Origin of the sequence: Streptosporangium sp. NPDC005286, assembly GCF_040607515.1 — a bacterium.
Taxonomy (GTDB): domain Bacteria; phylum Actinomycetota; class Actinomycetes; order Streptosporangiales; family Streptosporangiaceae; genus Streptosporangium.
Genome location: NZ_JBEXGU010000010.1, coordinates 66,043 through 90,389, shown reverse-complemented (window position 1 = coordinate 90,389; position 24,347 = coordinate 66,043). Strand labels below are relative to the sequence as shown.

Below are 24,347 nucleotides of genomic sequence, written 5' to 3'. Positions count from 1 at the left end.
GTTCAACCTCCAGACAGGTCAAGGGTCAGCTTGTTGACGTGGAACGCCTCGGCGTAGCGGGCGTGGCATTCGATCCCGCGGATGCGGGCCAGCCCGAGGAACGCCTCGCGGTCGTACCAGGGGCGGTGGCGCTGCGAGGGGTAGTGGCGCTGGAGCAGGCTCACCTTCGCCTCGGCCACCTCGGGCGCGAGCGGCTGGTAGACCGAGGGGCGCCCGAGGTCGCCGTCCCATTTGGCGATCTCGTAGCCGAGCACCTGGTGGTCGCGGAAGGCCGTGGGCACCAGCTCGGCCAGCGTCCGGTGGTCCTGGTGGGCGTCGGCGGGGTGCGGCGCGAACAGCAGGCCGGGGTCGGTGCGCGCGCGCAGCTCCTCCACCGCCTCCTTGGCCTCCTCCCAGCGCGCGGGCAGCCGCCCGTCGGGCAGCTTGAGCACGGTGAGCCGCAGGTCCGCGCCCGGACAGAAGGCGGTCAGCGCCGCGTGCTCCTCGTCCTGGCGCTCGGTCCCGCCGCCGGAGAGCACCAGGGCGTCCACCCGGATGCCGGGGCGCGCGGCGCAGAGGGTCAGCAGGCTGCCGCCCGCCCCGATGGCGAGGTCGTCGCAGTGCGCGGCGAGCAGCGCGATCCGGCCCGCCTGGGCCGGTCTGAAGCGGATCACGTGGCCGGCACCGCCAGGTGCTCGCGCTCCCAGAGCGCCCAGGGGCGGTCGCCGCGCGAGTACGCCTCGTCGAGGGCGACCCGCTCCTTGACCGTGTCCGTCGGCCGCCAGTAGCCGCGGTGCGGGTAGGCCAGCAGCCTGCCGCGCTTGGCCAGCTCGGCGCAGCCGTCCGCGACCAGGTCACCGCCTGCCGGGATGTGGTCGAAGATCTCCTGGCGGAGCACGAAGTATCCGCCGTTGACCCAGAGCGGCATCTCGCTGACCGGGGTGATCCCGCCGACCGTGCCGCGCTCGCCCAGCTCGATGCAGTGGAAGGTGTCCGAGGGCGGCACCACCATCATCGACGCGCCCGCGCCCGAGAGGGTGAAGCGGTCGACGATCTCCGGCAGTGGCGCGTCGGTGAGCACGTCCGCGTAGTTGGCCAGGAACATCTCCTCGCCGTCCAGATGGTCGCGGACCCGGCGCAGCCGCTCGCCGATCGGGGAGGCGATCCCGGTCTGCACGAACGAGATCGACCAGTCGGAGATGTCGGTGGACAGCAGTTCGACCCTGCCGCCGCGCAGCACGAAGTCGTTGGAGGTCGTCTCCTGATAGTTCAGGAAGAAGTCCTTGATGTGGTGCGCACCGTAGCCGAGGCAGAGGATGAACTCGGTGTGCCCGAAGTGCGCGTAGTAGCGCATCACATGCCAGATGAGCGGCCGAGGCCCCACGAGCTGCATGGGCTTGGGCGCGTCACCGGGGGTGCCGGTGCGCATCCTGGTGCCGTATCCGCCGCAGAAGAGGACGACCTTCACGGGTTCACCTCGACGATCTCCAGGTTGGGGATGGGGAAGACCAGCCGGCCTCCCCAGGCGTGTACGAAGGACAGCTGCTCGACGAGTTCCTCGCGGAGGTTCCACGGCAGGACCAGCACGTAGTCGGGCCGCTCCTCGGCGAGCCGCTCGGGCGGCAGGATCGGTACGCGGGTGCCGGGGGTGAACCTGCCGTGCTTGTACGGATTGCGGTCGACGGTGAAGGGGAGCAGGTCGGGCCGGATCCCGCAGTGGTTGAGCAGGGTGTTGCCCTTGCCGGGCGCCCCGTAGCCGGCGACGGTCCGGCCCTGGCGGGCGGCGTCGAGGAGGAAGGTCAGCAGGTCCCTTCGCACCCGCGCCACCCGCGCGCCGAACTCGGTGTACCCCGACAGCTCGTGCAGGCCCGCGGCCTTCTCCGTGGCGAGCAGCGCGGCCACCCGCTCGCCCGGCTCGCCCGCGATCTCCGCCGGCCGGGCCCACAGGCGGATCGAGCCGCCGTGCGTGGGCAGCGACTCGACGTCCACGAGACGAAGGCCGCCGCTCGCCAGGGCGCTCCGCGCGGAGGCGACCGTGTAGTACTGGAAGTGCTCGTGATAGATCGTGTCGTACTGGTTGTGCTCCATCAGGGTGAGCAGGTGCTGGACCTCGATGGAGACCCAGCCGTCGTCGGCCACCAGGGCGCGCAGTCCCCGGGTGAACCCGATGACGTCCGGGATGTGGGCGTAGACGTTGTTGGCCACCACCAGGTCGGCCGGCCCGTGCTCCGCGCGCACCGAGGCGCCGGTCCGCTCGTCGAGGAAGGCGGTGTGAGTCGGCACCCCGGCGTCCCTGGCCGCCTGGCCGACGTTCTCGGAAGGCTCGACGCCCAGGCAGCGGATGCCCCGCTCGACGACGTGCCGCAGCAGGTACCCGTCGTTGCTGGCCACCTCGACCACGAACGAGTCACCGCCCAGCCCGAGCCGGTCGGCCGCCCCGCTCACGAACTCCCGCGCGTGCTCCACCCACGACGTCGAGTACGAGGAGAAGTAGGCGTACTCGGTGAAGGTCTCCTCGGGCGTGATCATCGGCGGGATCTGCACCAGCCAGCAGCCGGTGCAGACCCGCAGGTGCAGCGGGTAGGTGACCTCCGGCTCCGCCAGCTGCCGTTCGGTGAGGAATCGTTCGCAGGGCGGTGTCGCCCCGAGGTCGACGACGCTGGCGAGGCTCGTCGAGCCGCACAGCCTGCAGGTTGTCATGAGCTGATCTGCACCTTGCTGTGATCGCCCAGCACGAGGCGGTGGGCTCTGGGGGTGTTGGGGGCGGGGGTGACCTCGACGTCGTGGCCGATGAGGGACGCCTCGATCCGCGAGACTCCGGCGATCGAGGACCTGGGCAGGACGATCGAGTACTCGATCTCGCTGCCGCTGATCGCGCAGCCTGTCGCGATCGAGGTGAAGGGGCCGATGTAGCTGTCGCGGACCCGGGCTCCGGAGCCGATGATCGCCGGCCCGACGATGCGGGACCTCTCGATCTCGGCGCCGGCCTCGACGACCACCCGGCCGATCAGCTGGCTGGCGCCGTCGACCAGGCCGTCCACCCGGGGCTCCAGGGACTCCAGCACCAGCCGGTTGACCTCCAGCATGTCCGTGACGTTCCCGGTGTCCTTCCAGTAGCCGGAGATGACCGTGGAGGCGACCGGCCGCCCGTCGGCGATCAGCCAGTGGATGGCGTCGGTGATCTCCAGCTCGCCCCGCCAGGAGGGCTTGAGCTCGGCCACCGCCTCGTGGATCGCGGCGCTGAACAGGTAGACGCCGACCAGCGCGAGATCGCTCTTGGGGACCGGCGGCTTCTCCTCAAGCCCGATCACCCGGCCCGCCTCGTCGAGCTCGGCGACCCCGAACTGCCGGGGATCGCCGACCCTGGTGAGCATGATGTGGGCGGCGGGCCGCTCGCGGGCGAAACTCTCGACGACCCCGTTGATGCCGCCGACGATGAAGTTGTCGCCGAGATACATGACGAAGTCGTCGGCACCGAGGTAGTCGCGGGCGACGAGCACCGCGTGGGCCAGGCCCAGCGGCGCCCGCTGGCGGATGTACGTCACCTCCAGGCCGAACGCGCGGCCGTCGCCGACGGCCGCCTCGATCTCGGCGTGCGTGTCGCCCACCACGATCCCGATCTCACGGATGCCCGCGGCGGCGATGGCCTCAAGACCGTAGAAGAGCACGGGCTTGTTGGCCACCGGTACGAGCTGCTTGGCCGAGGTGTGGGTGATCGGCCGCAACCGGGTGCCCGCCCCTCCGGCGAGCACGAGTGCTTTCACTAGTAGGCCCCTTCTCCGCCGATCACGGCGCTCCAGGTCTTCCAGAGGATCTGCAGGTCCAGGAAGAGCGACCAGTTCTCCACGTAGCGGAGGTCCAGCCGGACCGACTCCTCCCAGGTCAGGTCCGAACGTCCGCTGACCTGCCACAGGCCGGTCATGCCGGGGTGGACGACCAGGCGGCGGCGCACGTCGGCGCCGTACTGCCTGACCTCGTCGGGCAGCGGCGGCCGCGGGCCGACGAGGGACATCTCACCGCGCAGCACGTTGAGCAGCTGTGGCAGCTCGTCGATGGAGTATCGGCGCAGGAAGGCGCCCACCCGGGTGATCCTTGGATCGTTCCTAATCTTGAACAGGACGCCGTCGAACTCGTTGTCACGTTCCAGGTCGATCTTGAGCCGTTCCGCGTCGACGACCATCGTGCGGAACTTCACCACCTGGAACTCCACCCCGCCCTTGCCCACCCTGACCTGGCGGAAGAGCGCGGGCCCCGGGCTCGTCGCGCGGATCAGCGCGGCGATCACCAGCATGGGCACGCCCAGCACCAGGAGGGCCAGGCCCGCCCCCATCCGGTCGAACAGGCTCTTCGCCAGCCGCCTGGCACCGCGGAAGTCGGGGTGTTCGACGTGCAGGAGCGGCATGCCCGCGACCGGGCTGATGCTGATCCGCGGGCCGGCCACGTCCATCAGCGCGGGTGCCACGAACAGGTCGGTACGGGCGTCCTCCAGGCCCCAGGCGAGCCTGCGCAGCGCAGCGCCGTCCAACTCCGGGCAGGCCAGCACGGCGACGGCGTCGGCGTTGACCTTGGCCACCACCGCGGCGACGTCGGAGAAGCCCCCGAGGACCGGGATCCCGTCGACATCGACCATGTCGGGGCCGGCGGGCAGGCACACGGCGACGACGAGCATGCCGTGGTGCGGCTGCCCGCGCAGCTGTATCACCAGGTCGAGCACCGACTCCCGGTGGCCGACGGCGACCACCTGGCGCATGTGGTCACCGCGGATGCGCCTGCGGTGGAGCCGCTTGCGCATCCGGTGGCGGAAGACGGCGTTGAGGATGAAGGCCAGCGGGAACATCGCCATGACGAAGCTGCGGGCAATGGGTGTCTGCGTGACGTAGGCCCCGATCGCGACGGTGGCCGTCAGGCCCGCGGCGCCGTTGAAGACCGTCCGGAACTCATCCGTTCCCTCACCGTAGGTGCGCTTGCGATAGGCGCCCCCCGCGGCCAGGGCCAGTGGCCACACCAGGGCGAGCCCCAGTCCGAGCAGCGCCTCCGTCTCGGGAATGAAAGCACCGAACCAGATTCGAATTCCGAGAACGACTCCGCAAGCGACCACCGAACACGCGACATCTCCGACCAGGAGAATACGCACATAAGGGCGTGTCCAAATACTCGGAGAAGTGCGCACTGGACTCTTAAGGAGCCCGATGACGAGCTCCTCAGTTCCCACTCTCATACCACCCCACCCAAGATGCCCCGACTCGTCCGGATAAGGTGCCACGCATCTCATTTCAATAGTTGACAGTATTCCCTAATGCATCAGGAGCGTGGATACCCATGGAAATCCTAGTGATCACCATTGGGCAGGGGAATACCGGCCACTGTCCACTATTGGCCGAAGTGCAACGGAGATGACATCTTGACGGAGCGGTTCAAACGTGTACGTTTGACCGCTTATTATTTGTCAATAATGTGAAATTAGTCGTATTCAAAATCCGGAAGAGCGGAAGGTGGTTCTGGACTGCGCCATACGACGACGTAGTCGTCGCGCGCGGCCTCCACCGCCGCACCGAGCCGATCGAGATCGAAATCCGGGAGATACCGGAGACGGGCGAGGAAGGTCGCGTCGGTCGCCGAGCTGGGCACCACGCACCCCTGGCCCCCTCGATCAAGAAGGATGTACAGGATGTCCGAGTCCGTATCGCCCACTACCCGCACCTCGACGACGTCCTCCCACGCGAGGGCGTCAACGCTGCCGTCCTCGTAGTGACGGGTCACGCCTTCTTCGGTGACATACACGTAGGAGTCCGGCACTGAGTTGCCGTGCATGGGCGCGATTGTGACCACTCCGGGGCTCCGCGTGCAATAGAACCGTGCAAGTCAGTGCCTAATGATCGCCCCAGCCGTGATCGAGATGCGCGGCGACCGCCTCCCTGGCGGCCTCCGCGGGGCCGCTGCCGATCGCGTCGAGCAGGTTCCGGTGCTCGGCGACCAGCACGTGCCGGTCGGAGTAGACGGCGCGCAGCCTCACCAGGCCGAGCCTGGTCTCCACGGCCAGCATGCCGTAGAGCCGCTCCAGCCGGGGACTGCCCACCGCGACGACCAGCGCCTGGTGCAGCGCCATGTGCTCGGCCACCATGTCCGACCAGGGGGCGTCCGCGGGCAGCGCGGCCATCCGCGCCAGTGCCGCGTCCGCCTCCCCGACCCGCCGGCCGGCCAGCGCGGTGGCCGTCAGTTCCTCAAGCGGGCGCCGGACGAACATCAGGTCGTCCAGGTCGGCCACGGTCACCTCGGCCACCTGGGCGCTACGGTGCCGCTCGCGCCTGAGCAGCCCCTCGTGCACGAGCACGGCGAGCGCCTCGCGGACCGTCGGGCGAGCCACCCCGTACAGGGCCGAGAGCTCCTGTTCCGGCAGCGTGGTGCCCGGGTCGATCTCGCCGGACAGCACCCGCCGGCGCAGGGCGTCGGCGAGCGCGCCGACGGCGGAGACGGGATGGAGCGGGAGGGTCACGCCGACGACCCTATTGCCCTTCTGTCCCGGCCAGAAGGAGAGACGCGCTCGGGCAGGGAGACCGCGACCAGACTGGCGCCGAGCAACAGCAGGCCGGTGACCGAGACGGGCCCGAGCCGCTCGCCGAGCACGACGACGCCGAGCAGCGTCGCCACCGCGGGCTCGGCCAGCGCGAGGGTGGCGGCGGTCGCGACCGGGGTGGTGCGCAGGCCCCTTCCGTACAGCAGGTAGGCCAGCGCGGTGGTGGCACAGCCCAGGTAGAGGGCGGTGAGCAGGCCGCGCGGCTCGGCGAGCCAGCCGGTGCCGGTCCACAGCAGGACGGGCACCATGACGACCGCCGCCCCGCCGAACATCAGCCCCATCACCGCGTCGGAGGGCGCCCCCGCGCTGATCGTCCGCGCGGCGGTGACCGCGTAGAAGGCGTACAGCAGGCCGCCGAACAGCGCGAACAGGACACCGTCGGTGACACCGTCGGTGACACCGTCGGCCCGCACCTCGCCTCCCCCTCCGGTGAGTACGGCACAGCCGGCGATCGCCACCGCGGTCGCCGTCGCCCAGCGGCGGCTGGGCCGCACGCGGTCGAGCAGCCAGGACAGCAGCCCGGTGAAAACCGGACCGCTGCCGATGGCGACCACCGTGCCGACGGCCACTCCGGTTCTGCTGACCGCGGCGAAGAAGCACAACTGGTACGCCGCCACGGCCATCGCGGCCGCCGCGAGCGGGCCGAGGCGCGCCGGAAGGCGGCGCCCACGCGCCGGGAGCGGGCCGCGGGGGAGACGCAGGAGCCGCGCGGGGCCGGTGACGGCGGCGAGGACCAGGCCACCGATCACCAGGCGTGCGGCGGCCATGGAGACGGGATCGACCCCGGTGACGAGCAGGCCCGCGGTTCCCGCGGTCCCCCAGAGCACGGCGGCTCCGATCACGGCGAGTTTCATGGGGCGATTGTAGGCATATTGTCTGACAATCAGACAATGTCATTCCAGCGAGCGGCGGGAAGACACGCCGCCGTCCCGTTTTCCAGCGGGCGCGCGCGGGTAGTTCGGCGAGGTGAGATGTCCGAGAAGCAGTGCGAACCAGCAGCTCAGGGCGTGTGGTCGACGGTGAGCCGGGACGACGGCCGCCGCGCACCCCTCCGCTGCGACGGGCGGGGATGATCGCGTTGTCCAGGGGAACGTTCCGCCAGGGGTCGGCGAAGGAGGTCGAGTCCATGCTCGGCACCGCGACGCCGCACCCGCTGAACGGCGCGAAGATCACCACTTCGGCCGAGGCGATGGACGCGATCGCCGAGGCCCTCGACCTGCCCGATCGTTTCGGGCACACCCTCGACTCGCTTTATGACGTGCTGACCGACCTGTCGTGGCTGCCACCGGGCGAGCACCTGCTGCTCTGGTCGGAGCCGTCGACGCTTCGGAGCGAGGACCGCCAGACCTACGACGCCATCCGGACCGTCCTCACCGAGGCGGTCGCCGATGACACACCCGGAGAGTCCTTCCTGTCCGTTCTCGTGCTGACCGACTGAGCCGTCGCCACGCAGTGCGCACAGAAGGCACCGCCACGACCCTCGGGACAGCTGCAGCGCCAGTCCAGCGTCTCGTCGACGATCCGGAACTCGACGCACGCGGCACCCTCGTCGACCTCGGCCGTCACCAACCGCGGACTGAAACGGACCAACTGCACCGCCAGCGTGCCGCCCTGGGCCCGCGCCGACTGTCCCGCCCGCTCAGCCTCGGCTTTGACCAGCTCCGCAATCGTTTGCATTGAATGCTCCCCTCCTACCTAAAGAGACGTATCTGAGGTATGGAAGGTTCCAAACCGATACAGCACGATAAATCATCCCAACGTGACTCACATGCACATCTAGCACCAAGTGACCCGCATTGCTATGTTTGGCGACTGTTGACCACGCATCTCAGTAGTGCGAGGTATTATGGCTGGCCGAAAATACTCAATCAGGGTGAAAATTTTTACCTTACTTCTGGTACCAATTATATCCCTTGTAGTCATTTGGGCGTTTGCTGCCAGCCTGACGGTCCAGAGCGGCCAGGAACTCCTCAAGATCCGCGACGGCTACGCGTACGCGGTCCTGCCCGCCAGAACGGTGACCACCGCGCTCCAGCACGAACGGCTGCTGTCGCTGTCCGTCCTGGGAGACATCGACGTCTCACGTGCGGAACTGGACGCCCAGCGCGTCCGTACGAACGCCGCGCGAGCCGAGCTGGAGCGGCTGATCACCGAGGCCCGTTCCGACCTCGTCCCGGGCACCTGGGAGCGGCTGAACCGGCTCCTTCGCACCATGGACCGGCTCACCGAGATCCGCAGCGGCGTCGACACCCGCACCGACACCCGGCTGCAGACGCTCGACGCCTACACCGGGATCATCGAGGCCGCCTTTGACGTCTACGAGAAGGTGCGGATATCCACCGACATCGAGTTGACCGACCAGGCGCGGGCCGTCGTCATGGTCGGGCGGAGCCGCGAGATCCTCAGCCAGCAGGCCGCCCTGATTTCCGGAGCCGTGGTCGAGGGGGCCATGAGCCCCTCGGAACGTGCCAGGTTCAGCGAGCTGGTCACCGGCCGCAGGCTCCTCTACTCCCTGGGCTTCGACCAGTTCGACGCCGAGTTCCAGGCCCTCTACACCCCCCTGCACGACTCCCCCGACTACTCCTCGTTCGAGGGGATCGAGAACGCCATCGCCACGTCGGCGGTCCCGGCCCCCGCCTGGGCCGAGGTCGCCACCCGTCTCTCCGACGGCTTCGACAGCCGCGCCGGAAAGGTCAGCGAACGCATCAGCGAGCGGTCCACGCCGCTCGCCACCGGAATCCTGACCCAGATCGGCCTCGCCGGCGGGCTGGGCCTGGTCGCGGTCGGACTGTCCGTCTTCGTCTCGGTACGGTTCGGCCGGCGGCTGGGCGGCGAGCTCGTCGACCTCCAGCAGGCGGCCCTCGACCTGGCCGACAGGCGGCTGCCCGACGTGGTCCGGCGGCTGCGCCGGGGCGAGGACGTCTGCTCGGAGGCACCCGAGATCAACGTCGGCAGCACCACCGAGGTCGCCAGGGTCGGCGAGGCGTTCTCCTCCGTGCAACGGACCGCCGTCGAGGCCGCCGTCGGTCAGGCCGAGATGCGCAAGGGCGTCAACAAGGTCTTCGTGAACCTGGCCAGGCGCAGCCAGTCCCTGCTGCACCGGCAGCTGGCCATGCTGGAGACCATGGAAGGGCGGGCCCGTGACCCGGAGACCCTTGAGGATCTGTTCGGCCTGGACCACCTGACCACCCGGATGCGCCGCCACTCCGAGGGCCTGATCATCCTGTCCGGCGCCGTCCCCGGACGGGGCTGGCGGACACCGGTCACGATCTACGACGTGGTCCGCGCCGCGGTCGAGGAGATCGAGGACTATCCGCGCGTGACGATCAGCGTTCCGCACGGCCCGTCCGTGATCGGCGCGGTCGTCACCGACGTGATCCACCTGGTCGCCGAGCTGGTCGAGAACGCCGCCATGTTCTCTCCCCCGCACACCTCGGTACGCGTGCACGGCGAGACGGTCGCCAAGGGCTACGCCATCGAGGTCGAGGATCGGGGGCTCGGCATCCCCGCCGAGGAGATGGCCCGGCTCAACGCGCGGCTGGCCGACCCGCCGGAGTTCGACCTGGCCGACAGCGACCGGCTCGGCCTGTTCGTCGTCGCGCAGCTCGCCATCCGGCACGGCATCCGCGTCTCCCTGCGCACCTCCCCCTTCGGCGGTACCACGGCGATCGTGCTGCTCCCGGGCGAGCTGGTGGTCGAACCGCTCGATCCCCGGTTCACCTACTCGGTCGAGGTCGAAAGGCTGCCCTCCGGCAACGGCCTCCCCAAACGGGTGCGCCAGACCGTACCCGCCGAACGGGCCGCCTCCGGCGACCCCGCCGCGGAGACCACCCCGGAGAGCAGGGGAGCCGTCCCGAGCGGCGTGCTCGCGTCGTTCCGCGACGAACGGCGGCGCACCGGGCAGGAGGGTGGGCCCTGATGACCGAGCGCTGGCTCGACCGGGAGGCCGGTCCGATCGTCCGCCCCTACACGATGACCCGCGGCAGGACCAGGGCCGCGGGGGCTCATTTCGACCTGATGGCCATGGTGGTGGCGGTCAGGGCCCCGCGCCGGGACCTGCCGCCCGAGCACATGTCGATCCTGAACGCCTGCCGCGCGCCGATCTCCGTCGCCGAGCTGGCCGGGGAGACCGGCCTGGCCGTCGGAGTGCTCCGGGTGCTCCTCGGCGACCTGCGCGACCACGACCTGATCACCGTACGGCTCCCCGCGGCTCCCTCCGCGATCCCCCGCGAGAACCTGCTCCGCGACCTCCTCGCCGGGCTCAAAGCCCTCTGAGCCCGCGTTACGCCTGTGCGCCGAGCATCACCGCTCAGTCGGTGGCCAGGCGAGCGTGCCGCTCCACGTCATAGCGGACGCCCTGGTGACTCAGCTTGGCCCGCTCAACCCCCTCGGACCGGAATCCGGCCCTGATGGCCACCGCACACAAAGCCCTCTGAGCCCGCGTTACACCTGTGCGCCGAGCATCACCGCTCAGTCGGTGGCCAGGCGAGCATGCCGCTCCACGTCATAGCGGACGCCCTGGTAACTCAGCTTGGCCCGCTCAACCCCCTCGGACCGGAATCCGGCCCTGATGGCCACCGCACAGGAGGCCGCGTTGCTGACCCGGTGTCCCAGCTCCAGGCGGAACAGCCCCCGTTCCCTGAACGCCCACTCGGCCATCTTCCTGGCGGCGGCCACGGCCACGCCCCGTCCCCTGGCACGCGGGATCGTCCAGTAGGACACCCAGCCGGTCTCGTGCGCGTCGATGTTGCTCACGGCGACGTTCCCCACGACCTCGCCGTTGGACACCACGGCGAACGCCCGCGCGTCATCGCGGAAGCCCCAGACCCCCATCCACTCCAGCGCCGCCTGAGCCGTGTCGATGGGCCGGGCCGCCTGCTCGGCCATGTCCGGGGAGCTGAACGCGTCGAGCACGACCCACATGTCGTCGGGTCGCCATCCACGCAACTCCACTTCAATCATGCCGTGCAGGGTAGCCCGGCGACCGTCCCGCGAAATCCACCGGCGCCGGATCCGACACCGGCGGGACGGAGCCCACCCATCGGAAGATCTTGTGAGAGCGACTATGGGGTGCCGCCCGCCCGCCTCGGCGCCGATGTGAGGGCTCCGGCCGGAGGGATCAGCTTTCGCGGATCTCCCTGGCCAGCGCGGCGCTGCGGTGTTCCAGGTGCCGCAGCCCGAGGCGGCGGTGGATCTCCCGCGCTCGCTCGGCGTGCGCCAGGGCGTCCTCAACGCGACCGGTCCTGTGGAGCAGCTGGGCGACCACGTCGTGGATCACCCCCCAGGAGACGCACCCCGTTCCCAATATCACCAGCTGTCCGGCGATGGGTTCCAGCTTCTCCAGCAGCCCGTACGGATCGGGACGGCCGATCCTGGCCGCGACGAGACCCCACTGCCAGGTGACGAACTGCCACGCCCAGTCACGCTCGACGGCGACGCCCCACCGGTCGATCAGACGGTGGGCGAGCGCCTCGTCCCCCGCCTCGATCACCGCCAGTACGGCGGTGGGGCGAAGCAGGCTGTTGGAGTCGTCCTCGGCGGCCTCAAGCAGTTCCGGCAGCAGCACCCCGTGTCGGCCCTGGGCCCAGGATGAGAAGAAGGCGCAGAGAAGATGGACGAACTCCGGGCCCCAGAGGCTGATGCGCCGGTAGCTCTCGGCGCCGGTCGCGGCAAGCCTATCCGCCTCCTCCCAGCGGCCGTCGAGCATCGCCCGCGCGGTCGCGGTGTAGATCACCTGCATCTCGATCTCCGGCATCCGCACCTCACCGGTCAGGCGCAGGCAGCGGGCCAGCTCGGCGTCGTAGTCGGCCAGCCTTCCCTCGCGCAGGAAGGTCGGCATCCGGTGCAGCCGGGCGATGATCTCGGCGGCCCGGGGCAGGTCGGGAAGGGACAGGGTCTCCTCCGCCGCCCGGTAGCGCTCCTCCTCGTTCTCCGGGGTCCATGAGGCGATGACGAAGTTGTTGAGCGTGCGCGCGAGCAGGCGGTGGTCACCGGTCCGCCGGGCGAGCGCGACCGCCTCGGCGGCGAGACGCGCTCCCTCCTGGCGCCGTTCGCTGTAGTAGAGCTCCACTCCGAGGGTTCCCAGCAGTTCGGCTCTGACCGCCTCCCGCCCTGGCGGCAACCGGCCCAGCTGGTCCTCCAGCACGTCGATCATGCGCGTGTCCGCCACGCCGTAGGCCCGCCAGTGCCAGAGCGTCACCCCGCCGAAGACCGTCGCCGCCTCGATCACCGCCGCGTCGTCGCCCATACGGGTGGCGAGGGTCACGGCCTCGTCCAGGGCGGTGTGCGCCGCGATCACGTCGCCGGCCACCCTGCGCGCCCGTCCCAGCTCGATGAGCAGGGCACCGCGGCTGAACGCCGAATCTGCGGACTGCGGATCGAGCGCCGCGAGCGCCTGCTCCCAGAACATGACCGCCTCGTCGTAGGCGAGGCGGGCCGCCGCCTGTACCGCCGCCCTGACGGCGTACGACATCGCCTTGGCCGAGTGGCCGATCCTGGCCGCCATACCGAAGTGGTGGGCGAGCACGGGCAACCGCGGCTCCAGGTTTCCCGGGTGAAGATTCTCGACCGCCTCGCCCACCCGCCCGTGGATCTGCGCCCGCTGCAGCCGGCTCAGCCCCGTGTAGAGAGCCTCGCGGACGAGCGCGTGCGAGAAGCGATAGTCCCAGCCTCCGGCCACCTCGGTGAGCAGGCCGGTCGCCACCGCGGGTTCGAGCAGCATCATCATCCGGGCGCCGCCGATCCCGGTGGCGGCTTCCAGCACGTCCGCGTCGACGTCCCTGCCGATCACCGCGGCTGCCCGCAGGAGCGTCTGGGAGTCCTCGGGCAGCCGCGAGACCCGCTGGGTGATGACGTCGCGCACCCCCTCGGGGACGGAGAGGGAGGTGACGTCCGCGGCGGCGACCTGGTCCAGGGGCGAGACGCTGTCCAGCAGGCGGAGCACCTCGCCGAGGAAGAAGGGGTTGCCACCGGTACGGTCGTGCAGCGCGCGGGCCAGGGCCGGGTCGGGGCCGATGTCCGCACGGCCGGACCGGCCCGGATCGTCAGGGCCCGCGTCGTCCAGGTAGTCGGCGACCTGCTCCCGCGTGAACGCGGTGACGTTCATCCGCTCGGTACCGCGCTGTCGGACCAGATCGCCGAGCGCGTCCGTCAGCGCCGGCCGCGCCTCGGCGGCCTCGGGGCGCAGGGTCGCCAGCACGAGCAACGGCACCCGGTGCAGGTCGCCGCCGAGGAAGGTCAGCAGCTTCAGGGACGCGGCGTCCGCCCAGTGGACGTCCTCCATGAGGATGAGCACCGGTGCCGCGCCCGCCCGTCGTGACAGCGCCCTGGCCACCGCGTCGTACAGCAGGAAGCGCGCGGTGTCGGGATCATCCGCGACCGAGGCCCCGTCCGCGCCCGTCAACCGGCGGATCACGTTCTCGACCTCCGCTGCCTCCCGGGGCACAGCCTCAAGCCCTCCGGCTCCGGCCTCCGCCTCTTCTTCGAGGGCGGTCAGCACCTGGATCCACGGCCAGAACGCGGGCGCGCCACGCCCTTCGACGCACCGGCTCCACACCGGGGTGACGCCCAGTTCCCCGGCGATCTCGGCCGCGGCCTCCGCCAGACGGGTCTTGCCGACGCCGGACTCACCGCTGACCAGCAGCACACCTCCCGCACCACGGGCCGTGTCCCGCACCCGCTCCCGGATCCGGTGCAGGTGGGGCTCCCTGCCCACGAGCCTGCGCCCGCGCGGAGCTGGGGCGCGCCACTCCCTTGCCGCCCGGGGAGCCACGACGTCTTCTCCGCGAGACGATCCGTCCCCGCGCGCGGGCGAGATCTCCTCCCCGCGCGCGATCGACGGCCAGGAGCCTTCGAGAGACTCGTCCTGGTCGAGGATGGCCTGTTCGAGACGGCGCAGCTCAAGGCTGGGATCGAGCCCGAGTTCGTCACCGAGGAGGGTGCGGCAGCGCTGGTAGGCGGCCAGCGCCTCGGCCTGCCTGCGGTCGCGGTACAGGGCACGCATGAGCAGCGCCCAGGACCCCTCCCGGTAGGGATCGAGATCGAGCAGATGCCCGGCCTCGACGGCGGCCTCGCTGAACCTGCCGAGCAGCAGCCACGCCTCGGCCCGCGTGGACAGCGCCGACAGGCGCGCCTCGGTGAGGCGGGCCACGGTGGGCCCCACGAAGGAGCGGTCGGAGAAGTCGGCGAGCGGCTCACCTCGCCAGGTGCCGAGTGCCGCGTCCAGAGACCGCTCGGCCTCCCACGCCCGCCCATCGGCCAGGGCGGCCTGCGCCTCCTCGACGGCCCGGCTGAAGCGGTTGGCATCCACCTGATCGGGCGAGATGTCCAGCAGGTACCCAGGCTCCCGGGTCCGCAGGACGCGAGCGGGGGACCGAGGGCTGCGCAGCGGTTCGAGGATCCTACGGAGCTGGGAGATGTACGCCTGGAGCGTTCCGGTCGCGCTGGACGGCGGCTCGTCCGCCCAGAGCCGGTCGATCATCTGGTCGAGGGGTGCGACATGGGGCGCGTTGAGCACCAGGAGCGTCAGCACGGCCCGCTGCTTGCGGGATCCGAGGTCGAGGAGCGCACCGGTGCCGTCGGCCACCTCCACCGGTCCGAGGATGCGGAAATCCAGGCATGCCACAGCCTGGACGGTATCCGGTGCTTCGCCACCGTTCGCGAGCATCACAACTCCCGCACGAGCCACGCGACCGCCAATGCCTCGATCGCGGGTTCATCGTATCGGCAGGCCGCGATGGGGGTTCTGTCCGCGGCGACGAAACCGAAGGAGCCAAGGAGTGAGAACGTTCCCGGATCCGCCGCCGCCACCCGGTAGCGCACCCGTTGGACGCCGTCCGCGCGCATCTCCGTCAGCAGGTCACCCAGCAGCCTCCGGCCGAGCCCCCGTCCCCGGTGTGGCAGCGCGACGGCCAGGGCTCGCAGCCGGGCGTCCCGGGCGGGCTGCCCCAGCTCGACGAGGGCACCGGCCACCGGTGGATCGTCCACCGGCCGTGCCAGATCGACCAGCACGTACACCCGGCAGCGAGCGACCGACACCTCGGACAGGGCCTCCGCCAGGGCCTCGTCGAGCAGATCGGGACCCGTCGCACCCACGTATGCCAGGACCTCCCGCAACAGCAGGGTGCTGGAGGGCTGGGACTCCAGTGGCGACGACATGCGCGCAGCGTCCCACGGCCGTCTAGGAAACGGCTAGGAGACCTCTAGGCCCTCGGCCGGGACCGGCGGCACCACTCCGATCGCCGTGGCCGCCGGGCGCCCAGTAACAACCCAGCCGTCTCCTAGTGCCGGCTGCGATAACTGGAGGACCGGGCCGACCGAGGCCCTGCGACCTCGCCCCACGCCGCGAGTCGTCTCACACCATCGGGAGAACCCTCATGAGTACCGCCTTTTCCACAGCCGAGCAGCTCGGCGGAGAGCTGGAAGTCCTGCGAGGCCAGGTCGCCGGCCCTGTCCTGTCTCCTGGTCAGGACGGCTACGACGAGGAGACCGCGGGTTTCAACACCGCGGTCCGGCACCGCCCGGCCGTCGTCGTGGGCGCCACCCGCACCGCGGACGTCATGGCGGCGGTCCGCTTCGCGGTCCACCACTCCCTTCCCGTCGCCGTGCAGGCCACCGGGCACGGCGCCGTCCAGGCCTCCGACGGGGCACTGCTGATCAACACCTCCAGGATGCGCGAGGTCACCGTCGACTCGTCCAGCCGCACCGCGCGGGTCAGCGCGGGCTGCCGCTGGGCGGACGTCATCGCGCAGACGACCCCGTACGGCCTGGCGCCTCTGAGCGGCTCGTCCTCGGGCGTGGGGGCGGTGGGCTACACGCTGGGCGGCGGCATCGGCCCGATCTCACGGACCTTCGGCTTCGCCGCCGACCACGTACGGGAGATCACCGTGGTGACCGCGGACGGCCTGGTCCGGGTGACGGACCCGGACACCGAACCCGACCTGTTCTGGGGACTGCGCGGCGGCAAGGGCAGCTTCGGCGTGGTCACCTCCATGGTCATCGACCTGTTCCCGGTGTCGACCCTGTACGGGGGCGGCCTCTACTTCAGCGCCGAGGACACCCCCGCCGTCCTGCACGCCTACCGGACCTGGGCCGGCACGCTGCCGGAGGCCACGACCACCTCGGTGGCGATGCTGCGCCTGCCCCCGGTGCCCGAGCTCCCCCCGCAGCTGCGTGGCCGCTTCGTGACCCACCTGCGCTTCGCCCACCTCGGCGACGCCCACAAGGCGGAGGCCCTCCTCGCCCCGATGCGGGCCGTCGCCGAGCCGATCTTCGGCGAGATCGCGCAGATGCCGTTCAGCGCGATCGACTCCGTGCACCGGGACCCGGTGCACCCCATGCCGAGCTGGGATCGCGGTGCCCTGCTGCACGAGCTCGGCGCGGAGACCGTGGAAGCGCTCCTGGCGGCGGCCGGCCCGACGGCCGACGTGCCGCTGGCCGTCGTGGAGGTGCGCCAGCTGGGCGGGGCGCTGGGCCGCGAGCCGCGCCGGCCGAACGCCGTGGGCGGGCGGGACGCCGCCTTCGGCGTGATGGTGATCGGCGCCCCCGTTCCCGAACTGCTCGACACGGTCATCCCGGCCGTGGGCGGTGCCGTGCTCGCCGCCCTGGCTCCCTGGCAGACCGGCGGGACGCAGCTCAACTTCCACGGGCCGATGCTCGCCCCCGAGGACCTGGCCCGCGCCTGGCCGGAGCCGACACTGCGCAGGCTCAACGCCCTCAAGGACCACTACGACCCGGCCCGGGTGTTCCGCTTCGGCCACGTCGTGCCCCGCGTCTGAACGCTCCGATTCACCGGCAGGCGAGGGGGCCTGCCGGCGTGACGATCGTGCGCGTGTCCACCTAAACGGTGTTGCGGTACACGTCCCGCTGCCACCCGCTGTGGGAGGAGCAGACCCCCTGGATCCCGCCCGACATGCTCACCATGCCGTCATTGCACATGACCAGATAGCCCGTCCCGTCGCGGAAGTTCTCGATGCACGGGAAAACCGCGCAGGCGTCGTCCGCGGGCTGGTGAACCTTGCTCCCCGTGTCACAGAAGGTGAACCCGTAGGCGTTGGCGGGTGCTCCGCAGAGCGGGCCGGTCGGCAGTGCGGGCAGCGTGGGGGTGGCGGTCACGGTGGCGGTCACGGTCGGGGTGGCGGTCACGGTCACCGTGGCGGTCACTGTGGCGGTGGCCGTGGCGGTGGCTGTCACGGTGGCAGTGGTGGTCACCGTCGTGCTCACCGTGACCGTGGTGTGCACGGTCGGGGTCACCGAGGGCGTCGCGGTGACCGTCACCCTGGCCGCGGGGGTCGAGCGTGCCACCGGCGGCACCGTCACCGACGTGGAGAACGCACCGCTTCTCCGGTAGGTGCCGGTGCCGAGATACCTCTCCTGCCAGGCCGTCCGGCCTGCCTGCACCGACAGGGTGGTCGTGACCGTCCGGCACGCCCCCTTCCCGCAGACGCGCTGCTTCACGGCGAACCGCCTGGTGCTGCCGTACCCGCTGGTCACCCGCACCCTGAGGTAGGACTTCCCGCCGGCCCTCACCACCGAGGTCCTGACCACCCGCTTGGCCGCCGAGGTCCCGGCCGCCTGCCCGTCCACGCCGGCGGCGGAACTCGCGGCGGAGGCGGAGAAGGTGCTCCGGGCGTCGATGGCCCCCAGGCAGCCGATGACGGCGACAAGAACCGCGACAGCCGCGGTGGACAACGCGAAAGCTTTCATAGCACCACAAATATCCCGCATATCAGAATTCCTATAGATAAATAATTAATCCGCACTTATATCACTTAATCTCATTAATTGAGCCAGCATCCTCGGAGTCCGCCGCCGCGGGGTGCTCGGCGGGACACCCTCGACCGGCACCCAGTACGTGATCTTGTAGACCGGCCCGCGGGGATCGGACACGGCGGCGGGATCCGGCGGAGCCCAGGGGACCCGCGGGGACAGCGCACAGACCTCGGCAGCCCAAGGCGTCTCCCACGCGCGGGGACGGAGCCCCGATCCGCCCCATCCGTGACGCGTGACCTATTGACCCCATGTTTCCGACGAGTTAAATTAAGTGTAGAAATAAGGCGTTGATTTACGAGTGCCGTAGTCGCGCCTCATCTGCTGTCGGACCTTCCACCCCCCGGATCCACTGTGGAGACAAGCATGAGAGGTCTGTTCCGTCCTGCCGCCTTATGGACTGCCACGGCAGTCGTGGCGGCTCTGCTCGCAGTACCGTCGAGCCCGGCCTTCGCCGACACGTTGTTGTCGCAGGGCAAGACCGCGACGGCCTCCTCGACCGAGAACGGCGGAACCCCGCCGGCCGCCGCGGTCGACGGCGACACCAGCACCCGCTGGTCCAGCGCGGTCGGCGACTCCCAGTGGCTCCAGGTGGACCTGGGCGCCTCGTCCAGCATCAGCAGGGTCGTGCTGAACTGGGAGGCCGCGTACGGCAGCGGATACAAGATCCAGGTGTCCGAGAACGGGACCACGTGGACGGACCTGAAGACCGTCACCGGAGGTGACGGCGGAATCGACACCTGGGACGTCACCGGCAGCGGCCGGTATGTCCGGATGCAGGGCGTCACGAGGGCCACCGGCTACGGATACTCACTGTGGGAGTTCCAGGTCTTCGGTGGCGGCTCGAACCCCGTGGGCCAGTGCGGGACCACCAACGCCGCGTTGAACAAGCCCTCAACCGCGTCGTCCACCGAGAACGGCGGAACCCCCGCGAGCGCCGCCTTCGACGGCAACAACGGGACCCGCTGGTCCAGCGCGGCCAGCGACCCGCAGTGGATCCAGGTGGACCTGGGCTCGCCCCAGACCATCTGCAAGATCGACCTGCGCTGGGAGGCCGCGTACGCGAGCGCGTTCAAGCTCCAGGGGTCGACCAACGGCACCACCTGGACCGACCTGAAGACCGTCACGGGCGCCACCGGCGGCGTTCAGTCGCACGAGGTGAGCGGCTCCGCCCGGTACGTCCGGATGCAGGGCACCACCCGAGCCACCGGCTACGGATACTCACTGTGGGAGTTCGCCGTTTACACCACGTCTGACGGTCCGGTGATCCCCGGCGGCGGGGATCTGGGACCGAACGTTCACGTCTTCGACCCGTCCATGTCCAGCGCCGGCATCCAGAGCCAGCTCGACGCCGTCTTCCAGCAGCAGGAGTCGGCCCAGTTCGGCACCGGGCGCCACGCCTTCCTGTTCAAGCCGGGCACCTACAACGTGAACGCCAAGGTCGGCTTCTACACCTCGATCATGGGTCTGGGGCAGTCCCCCGACGACGTCACCGTCAACGGCGTGACCGTCGACGCGGGCTGGTTCGGCGGCAACGCGACCCAGAACTTCTGGCGCTCGACGGAGAACCTGTCGGTCCAGCCGCCCGGCGGTACCAACCAGTGGGCCGTCTCCCAGGCCGCGCCGTTCCGTCGCATGCACATCAAGGGCGCGCTCAACCTGGCCCCCACCGGCTACGGCTGGGCCAGCGGCGGCTACATCGCCGACAGTAAGATCGACGGCGCCGTCGGCCCGTACTCGCAGCAGCAGTGGTACACCCGGGACAGCTCCGTCGGCGGCTGGGTCAACGGCGTGTGGAACATGGTGTTCTCCGGGGTGCAGGGCGCTCCCGCCACCGCCTTCGCCGACAAGTCCTACACCACGCTGGACAACACCCCGATCAGCCGCGAGAAGCCGTACCTCTACGTCTCCGGCAACGAGTACCGGGTGTTCGTCCCGGCCAAGCGGACCGACGCGCGCGGCGTGAGCTGGGCGAACGGCGCCACCCCCGGAACCTCGATCCCGCTCGGCCAGTTCTACGTCGCCAAGCCCGGTGACACGGCAGCGACCATCAACGCCGCGCTCAGCCAGGGCCTGCACCTGCTGCTCACCCCCGGCATCTACCACGTCAACCAGCCGATCAACGTGACCAGGGCGAACACCGTGGTCCTGGGTCTCGGCCTGGCCACGATCATCCCCGACGGCGGCGTCAGCGCGGTCAAGGTCGCCGACGTGGACGGCGTGCGGCTCGCCGGCTTCCTGGTCGACGCGGGCCCGCAGAAGTCCGACGTGCTCATCGAGGTCGGCCCGCCGGGGTCGAGCGCCGACCACGCCGCCAACCCGACCACGCTGCAGGACGTGTTCGTCCGGATCGGCGGCGCCTTCGCCGGCAACGCCACCACCAGCGTGGTCGTCAACAGCGACGACGTGATCATCGACCACACCTGGCTGTGGCGCGGTGACCACGGCGACGGCATCGGCTGGAACGTCAACACCGCCGAGACCGGCCTGATCGTCAACGGCGACGACGTCCTGGCGACCGGCCTGTTCGTCGAGCACTACCGCAAGTACGACGTCGAGTGGTACGGCGAGCGCGGCCGGACGATCTTCTTCCAGAACGAGAAGGCGTACGACCCGCCGAACCAGGCGGCCTACATGAACGGCAGCACCAAGGGCTGGGCCGCCTACAAGGTCGGCCCCGCGGTCAACACCCATGAGGGCTGGGGTCTCGGCAGCTACGTCTACTTCAACGTCGACCCGACGATCGAGGTGGAGAACGCGTTCGAGACCCCGGTGAAGCCCGGCGTCAAGTTCCACAGCCTGCTCACCGTCTCCCTCGGCGGCAACGGGCGGATCAACCACGTGATCAACGGCACCGGCGGCCCCGCCTTCGGCACGGCCACGATCCCGTCCAAGCTCGTCTCCTACCCCTGAGGCACTCTGAGCCCGCCTGATCAGCGGTGGTCAACGCGCTCTCCTCGCTGATCAGGCGCTTCACCCCCACGCCGTGGGTCTCCGCTGTCGCAGGGAGGCCCACGGCTTCGGCGTGGCGACGGAGCGCCGAACCGTCGGGACCGGGGAGAGTCCCGGGCCACACAACCCAACGGCTCACAATAAGCCAAATGTACGATATAGAAATGATTGTCCTTTTTTCAGGCGGATACTTGGACCCGGATGAGCGACGGGGAAAAGCGCGGCGAACCGGCGGCCCCATTCCCGACGCGAGAGCAGAACAGCCCCCACCCCCGTCTCCATCGAGGCGGCAAGGCCGCGCACCTCGAACCCCCACGGAAAATCATCACCACATATCCATAAATGTCCGAATGGCTAGCATTGGTCAATGGAAGCATTGACTCGTGGTTGATTAAAACTGAAACACATGGTTCGAGAGTGACTGTCTGTTCTTAGTCGTAGGCATGGTGCTACGGTATGTGCCTGTTCACGCTCTGCTGTGAAACGGCACCGCATGGCCGTCCTGTCTCGCAGGGGGAACAGCAGGTTCGACGCGGCCTTGTCATGCTCTGCCGCCACCCCCGAGGACGCCGATGTCAGTAGATGTACCCCGCCGGGCGCAGAGAAGGTTTTCACCGGGGGAACTGGCGGTCCTCGCCTCTCTCGGCACCATGATCATTACGGTCTGCGCGTGGTTGTGGGCGATGTCCGCCGCCCCTTACGAGGCCAGAGAGCTGATGGCGCTCGTCGGCGGGGTCTCGGCCGTACTGCTGTCCGGCGCCGCCGCGGCCATCGTCCACTATTCCGGCACCGGTCGCCGGCTGCGTGAGCAGGCCGAGTGGGCCGGCGCGCGGTTCACCTGGCTGGAGCGGGAAGCGCTGCGAATGGCCGAGGAGTCGCTGCCCTCGCTGGGGCGTCAGGTGCGGGACGGCGCCTCGGTCGCCGACGCGCTCTCCCAGGTGCCGCAGCCTCCGGACGGCCCGCTGCGGCACCTGCTCAACGCGGCCGGGCACGAGCTCGAACTGCTCGAACGCGAGCGCGCCATCGCCCAGGTGTCCCGTGAGGCGACCGAGCACGAGATCTCCCGGCTGATCGACGACACGCTGCCGGAGCTGGTCAGGCGGATCCAGACGAACCGGATGTCGGTGAGCGCCGCACTGGCCGAGATACACCAGCCGGGGCACGACCCGCTGCGCGACCTGCTGCGCGAGACGGCGCGGCAGCTCTCCGAGAGCGAGCGCAGGGGCACCGCCGTGATGGCGGCGTGCGCCGGGGCCGCGGCCCGGGTGCAGGCACAGGCCACCAGCCTGCTCGCCCGGCTGCGCGAACTGGAGGAGCAGTACGGCGAGCACGAGGAGATCTTCGCCGACCTGCTGGACCTGGACCACCGCATCTCCCAGATGAGCCGGCTGGCGGACAACGTCGCGCTGCTGAGCGGCGGCCGTTCCGGGCGGCGATGGACCCGGCCGATCGTCATGGAGAGCGTCCTGCGCGGCGCGATGGGCCGCATCGGCGCCTACCGGCGCATCCGGCTGCACTCCACCAGCACCGTCGCCGTCGCGGGGTACGCGGCCGAGGGCGTGATGCACGCGCTGGCCGAGGTGATGGACAACGCCGCCACGTTCTCGGCGCACGGCACCGAGGTCCACGTGTACGTGGACGAGGAGGACGCCGGCGTCGTGATCACGGTCGAGGACAGTGGTCTGGGGATGCGCCCGCGCGAGCGGCAGCACGCCACCAGGCTCGTATCCGAGCCGCTCGACCTGCGGACGCTGTCCGGTACCCGGCTGGGCCTGGCGGTCGTGGGACGCCTGGTCGACAAGTACGGCCTGACGGTCAGCTTCCGGTCGTCCGCCCGTGGTGGCATGGGGGTCGTGATGCTGATCCCGCGCCTGCTGATCACGCAGCCCCTGTCGGCCACCGTGCCGCCCGTCGTCGAGTCGTCGGTCCGCCGCCCCGTGAAGGCCGCCGTACCGGCACCGGCCCTACCCGCGCAGGAGGGGCCGGCCGACGAGTCCGAGGATCTGCTGCCCAGGCGGCGGCGGGGGCAGACGCTGGCTGAGGCGACCAGGGCGCGGCAGACATCGCCGACCAAGCCCGCGCGCGAGGGGCGTGACTCGGCGGCGAGGTTCGCCGCGTTCCGCCAAGCCGGCGGCCGTGGGCGTACTTCTTCTTCGGCCCCTTCCCCGGCCCCGGGCGACTCCTGACACGCGTCCGCCGACCACCGGACATCTTTGGATTCACAGATGAGGAGGCAGGGGCCGTCCCTCCCGCGCCCGCGCCGAAGGGGCACCCCGTCGTTTCTATGAGCACAACCGACGCTTCGCACACCACCGATCGTGACTTCGACTGGCTACTGGAGAACCTCAAGGAGAAGACCCCGGGGATCAGGCATGTGCTGGTGCTGACCAGGGACGGCCTGAAGATGTGCTTCACCGCCGGCCTCGGCCGGGACGGGGCCGACCAGCTCTCCGCCCTGGCCGCCGGGATCCAGAGCCTCTCGCTGAGCGCCTCCGCCGAGTTCGGGGACGGCATCGGAGCGGGGCAGGCGATGGTGGAGTTCGCCGGCGGGCTGCTGCTCATCGTGCCGGCCGGGGACGGCGCCCACCTGGCCGTGGTGGCCGAGGAGGACGGCGAGGTGGGGCTTATCGCGCACAACATGAACGAACTGGTGGAGCAGATCGGGGTGTACCTCACCGCGGCACCTCGGCAAACGGAGAACAGCGACGACCGCGGATGACACGGCGAGCCATCGACCGAGAAGACCCGGACCGGCTCTACACGGTCACCGGGGGGCGTACCAGCGCCGATGAGAAAACCTTCGACTCCGTCTCCCTCATCGTCAGCGAGTGCGCCCCCACCCCCGGTATGCAGTCCGAGCACATCAAGATCCTGCGGATGGCCCAGCGGCCGACGGCGGTGGTGGAGATCTCGGCGGAGCTGCGACTGCCGGTCAGCGTGGTGAAGATCCTGCTGCGCGACCTGCTGGACACCGGTCGCATCACCGTCCGTCATCCGTCGATCGCCGCACATGCCGAACGACCGGATCCCGAAATCCTGAGGCAGGTGCTCGTTGCACTCCACAACCTCTGACCAG

20 protein-coding genes are annotated in these 24,347 nt (G+C 70.1%); 8 read left to right on the top strand and 12 right to left on the bottom strand.

Annotated features, from left to right (window positions below; all coding sequences use genetic code 11):
- Nucleotides 1-2 precede the first annotated feature (2 nt).
- The 8 genes from ABZU75_RS06395 to ABZU75_RS06360 form a co-directional block, all read right to left on the bottom strand.
- On the bottom strand, nucleotides 3-653 hold the full coding sequence (locus ABZU75_RS06395; protein WP_355550115.1) for a PIG-L deacetylase family protein: 651 nt from the start codon (nucleotides 651-653) through the stop codon (nucleotides 3-5).
- Nucleotides 650-1,447 carry a sugar phosphate nucleotidyltransferase gene (locus ABZU75_RS06390; protein WP_326634945.1) on the bottom strand — a complete coding sequence of 266 codons (798 nt, stop codon included), beginning with the start codon at nucleotides 1,445-1,447 and terminating at the stop codon, nucleotides 650-652. Before ABZU75_RS06390 ends, ABZU75_RS06395 begins: the two co-directional genes overlap by 4 nt.
- Nucleotides 1,444-2,679, bottom strand: coding sequence for a class I SAM-dependent methyltransferase (locus ABZU75_RS06385; RefSeq protein WP_355550112.1), 1,236 nt, complete (start codon nucleotides 2,677-2,679; stop codon nucleotides 1,444-1,446). The genes ABZU75_RS06390 and ABZU75_RS06385 overlap by 4 nt, the downstream gene beginning before the upstream one ends.
- The gene (locus tag ABZU75_RS06380) at nucleotides 2,676-3,743 is read right to left on the bottom strand and encodes a glucose-1-phosphate thymidylyltransferase (RefSeq protein WP_355550110.1); all 1,068 of its coding nucleotides are present in this window, start codon (nucleotides 3,741-3,743) and stop codon (nucleotides 2,676-2,678) included. The genes ABZU75_RS06385 and ABZU75_RS06380 overlap by 4 nt, the downstream gene beginning before the upstream one ends.
- Nucleotides 3,743-5,197 (bottom strand): sugar transferase, encoded by a 1,455-nt coding sequence (locus ABZU75_RS06375; protein ID WP_355550108.1) that lies wholly within the window; start codon nucleotides 5,195-5,197, stop codon nucleotides 3,743-3,745. Before ABZU75_RS06375 ends, ABZU75_RS06380 begins: the two co-directional genes overlap by 1 nt.
- A gap of 242 nt (nucleotides 5,198-5,439) precedes the next feature.
- On the bottom strand, nucleotides 5,440-5,790 hold the full coding sequence (locus tag ABZU75_RS06370) for a hypothetical protein (RefSeq protein WP_350955425.1): 351 nt from the start codon (nucleotides 5,788-5,790) through the stop codon (nucleotides 5,440-5,442).
- Nucleotides 5,791-5,848: 58 nt separating this feature from the next.
- Nucleotides 5,849-6,472, bottom strand: a complete 624-nt coding sequence (locus ABZU75_RS06365) for a GntR family transcriptional regulator (protein WP_350918318.1) — start codon at nucleotides 6,470-6,472, stop codon at nucleotides 5,849-5,851.
- Complete coding sequence (locus ABZU75_RS06360) at nucleotides 6,469-7,407, bottom strand: EamA family transporter (RefSeq protein WP_355550105.1); 939 nt, start codon at nucleotides 7,405-7,407, stop codon at nucleotides 6,469-6,471. Before ABZU75_RS06360 ends, ABZU75_RS06365 begins: the two co-directional genes overlap by 4 nt.
- 224 nt (nucleotides 7,408-7,631) lie before the next feature.
- On the opposite strand from ABZU75_RS06360, the gene ABZU75_RS06355 reads away from it, so the two are divergent.
- The 3 genes from ABZU75_RS06355 (at nucleotide 7,632) to ABZU75_RS06345 (ending at nucleotide 10,828) form a co-directional block, all read left to right on the top strand.
- Complete coding sequence (locus tag ABZU75_RS06355; RefSeq protein WP_355550103.1) at nucleotides 7,632-7,991, top strand: barstar family protein; 360 nt, start codon at nucleotides 7,632-7,634, stop codon at nucleotides 7,989-7,991.
- A gap of 435 nt (nucleotides 7,992-8,426) precedes the next feature.
- Nucleotides 8,427-10,472, top strand: coding sequence for a nitrate- and nitrite sensing domain-containing protein (locus ABZU75_RS06350; RefSeq protein ID WP_355550101.1), 2,046 nt, complete (start codon nucleotides 8,427-8,429; stop codon nucleotides 10,470-10,472).
- Entirely contained in the window at nucleotides 10,472-10,828 is a 357-nt protein-coding gene (locus ABZU75_RS06345; protein ID WP_355550099.1) for a DUF742 domain-containing protein, read from the top strand. Before ABZU75_RS06350 ends, ABZU75_RS06345 begins: the two co-directional genes overlap by 1 nt.
- 195 nt (nucleotides 10,829-11,023) lie before the next feature.
- Here the strand turns inward: ABZU75_RS06345 and ABZU75_RS06340 are convergent, their stop codons facing one another.
- The 3 genes from ABZU75_RS06340 to ABZU75_RS06330 form a co-directional block, all read right to left on the bottom strand.
- Complete coding sequence (locus ABZU75_RS06340) at nucleotides 11,024-11,515, bottom strand: GNAT family protein (protein ID WP_355550097.1); 492 nt, start codon at nucleotides 11,513-11,515, stop codon at nucleotides 11,024-11,026.
- A 157-nt stretch (nucleotides 11,516-11,672) separates the two neighbouring features.
- A complete protein-coding gene (locus tag ABZU75_RS06335) occupies nucleotides 11,673-15,176 on the bottom strand; it encodes a BTAD domain-containing putative transcriptional regulator (RefSeq protein WP_355550095.1) in 3,504 nt (1,167 codons plus the stop codon).
- A 41-nt stretch (nucleotides 15,177-15,217) separates the two neighbouring features.
- Nucleotides 15,218-15,709: a GNAT family N-acetyltransferase gene (locus ABZU75_RS06330; protein ID WP_355550093.1), complete on the bottom strand. Its 492-nt coding sequence runs from the start codon at nucleotides 15,707-15,709 to the stop codon at nucleotides 15,218-15,220.
- Between the two features lie 218 nt (nucleotides 15,710-15,927).
- On the opposite strand from ABZU75_RS06330, the gene ABZU75_RS06325 reads away from it, so the two are divergent.
- A complete protein-coding gene (locus tag ABZU75_RS06325) occupies nucleotides 15,928-17,328 on the top strand; it encodes an FAD-binding oxidoreductase (RefSeq protein ID WP_355550090.1) in 1,401 nt (466 codons plus the stop codon).
- Between the two features lie 61 nt (nucleotides 17,329-17,389).
- On the opposite strand, the gene ABZU75_RS06320 is transcribed toward ABZU75_RS06325, so the two are convergent.
- Nucleotides 17,390-18,241: a hypothetical protein gene (locus ABZU75_RS06320; protein WP_355550088.1), complete on the bottom strand. Its 852-nt coding sequence runs from the start codon at nucleotides 18,239-18,241 to the stop codon at nucleotides 17,390-17,392.
- A gap of 492 nt (nucleotides 18,242-18,733) precedes the next feature.
- Here ABZU75_RS06320 and ABZU75_RS06315 point away from each other — a divergent pair, with 492 nt between their 5' ends.
- From ABZU75_RS06315 to ABZU75_RS06300, 4 genes are all read left to right on the top strand, one after another.
- The gene (locus ABZU75_RS06315) at nucleotides 18,734-21,232 is read left to right on the top strand and encodes a discoidin domain-containing protein (protein WP_355550086.1); all 2,499 of its coding nucleotides are present in this window, start codon (nucleotides 18,734-18,736) and stop codon (nucleotides 21,230-21,232) included.
- Between the two features lie 722 nt (nucleotides 21,233-21,954).
- Complete coding sequence (locus ABZU75_RS06310; RefSeq protein WP_355550084.1) at nucleotides 21,955-23,457, top strand: ATP-binding protein; 1,503 nt, start codon at nucleotides 21,955-21,957, stop codon at nucleotides 23,455-23,457.
- A gap of 98 nt (nucleotides 23,458-23,555) precedes the next feature.
- Entirely contained in the window at nucleotides 23,556-23,990 is a 435-nt protein-coding gene (locus ABZU75_RS06305; RefSeq protein ID WP_355550082.1) for a roadblock/LC7 domain-containing protein, read from the top strand.
- Nucleotides 23,987-24,343 (top strand): DUF742 domain-containing protein, encoded by a 357-nt coding sequence (locus tag ABZU75_RS06300; RefSeq protein ID WP_355550080.1) that lies wholly within the window; start codon nucleotides 23,987-23,989, stop codon nucleotides 24,341-24,343. The genes ABZU75_RS06305 and ABZU75_RS06300 overlap by 4 nt, the downstream gene beginning before the upstream one ends.
- Nucleotides 24,344-24,347: the final 4 nt, after the last annotated feature.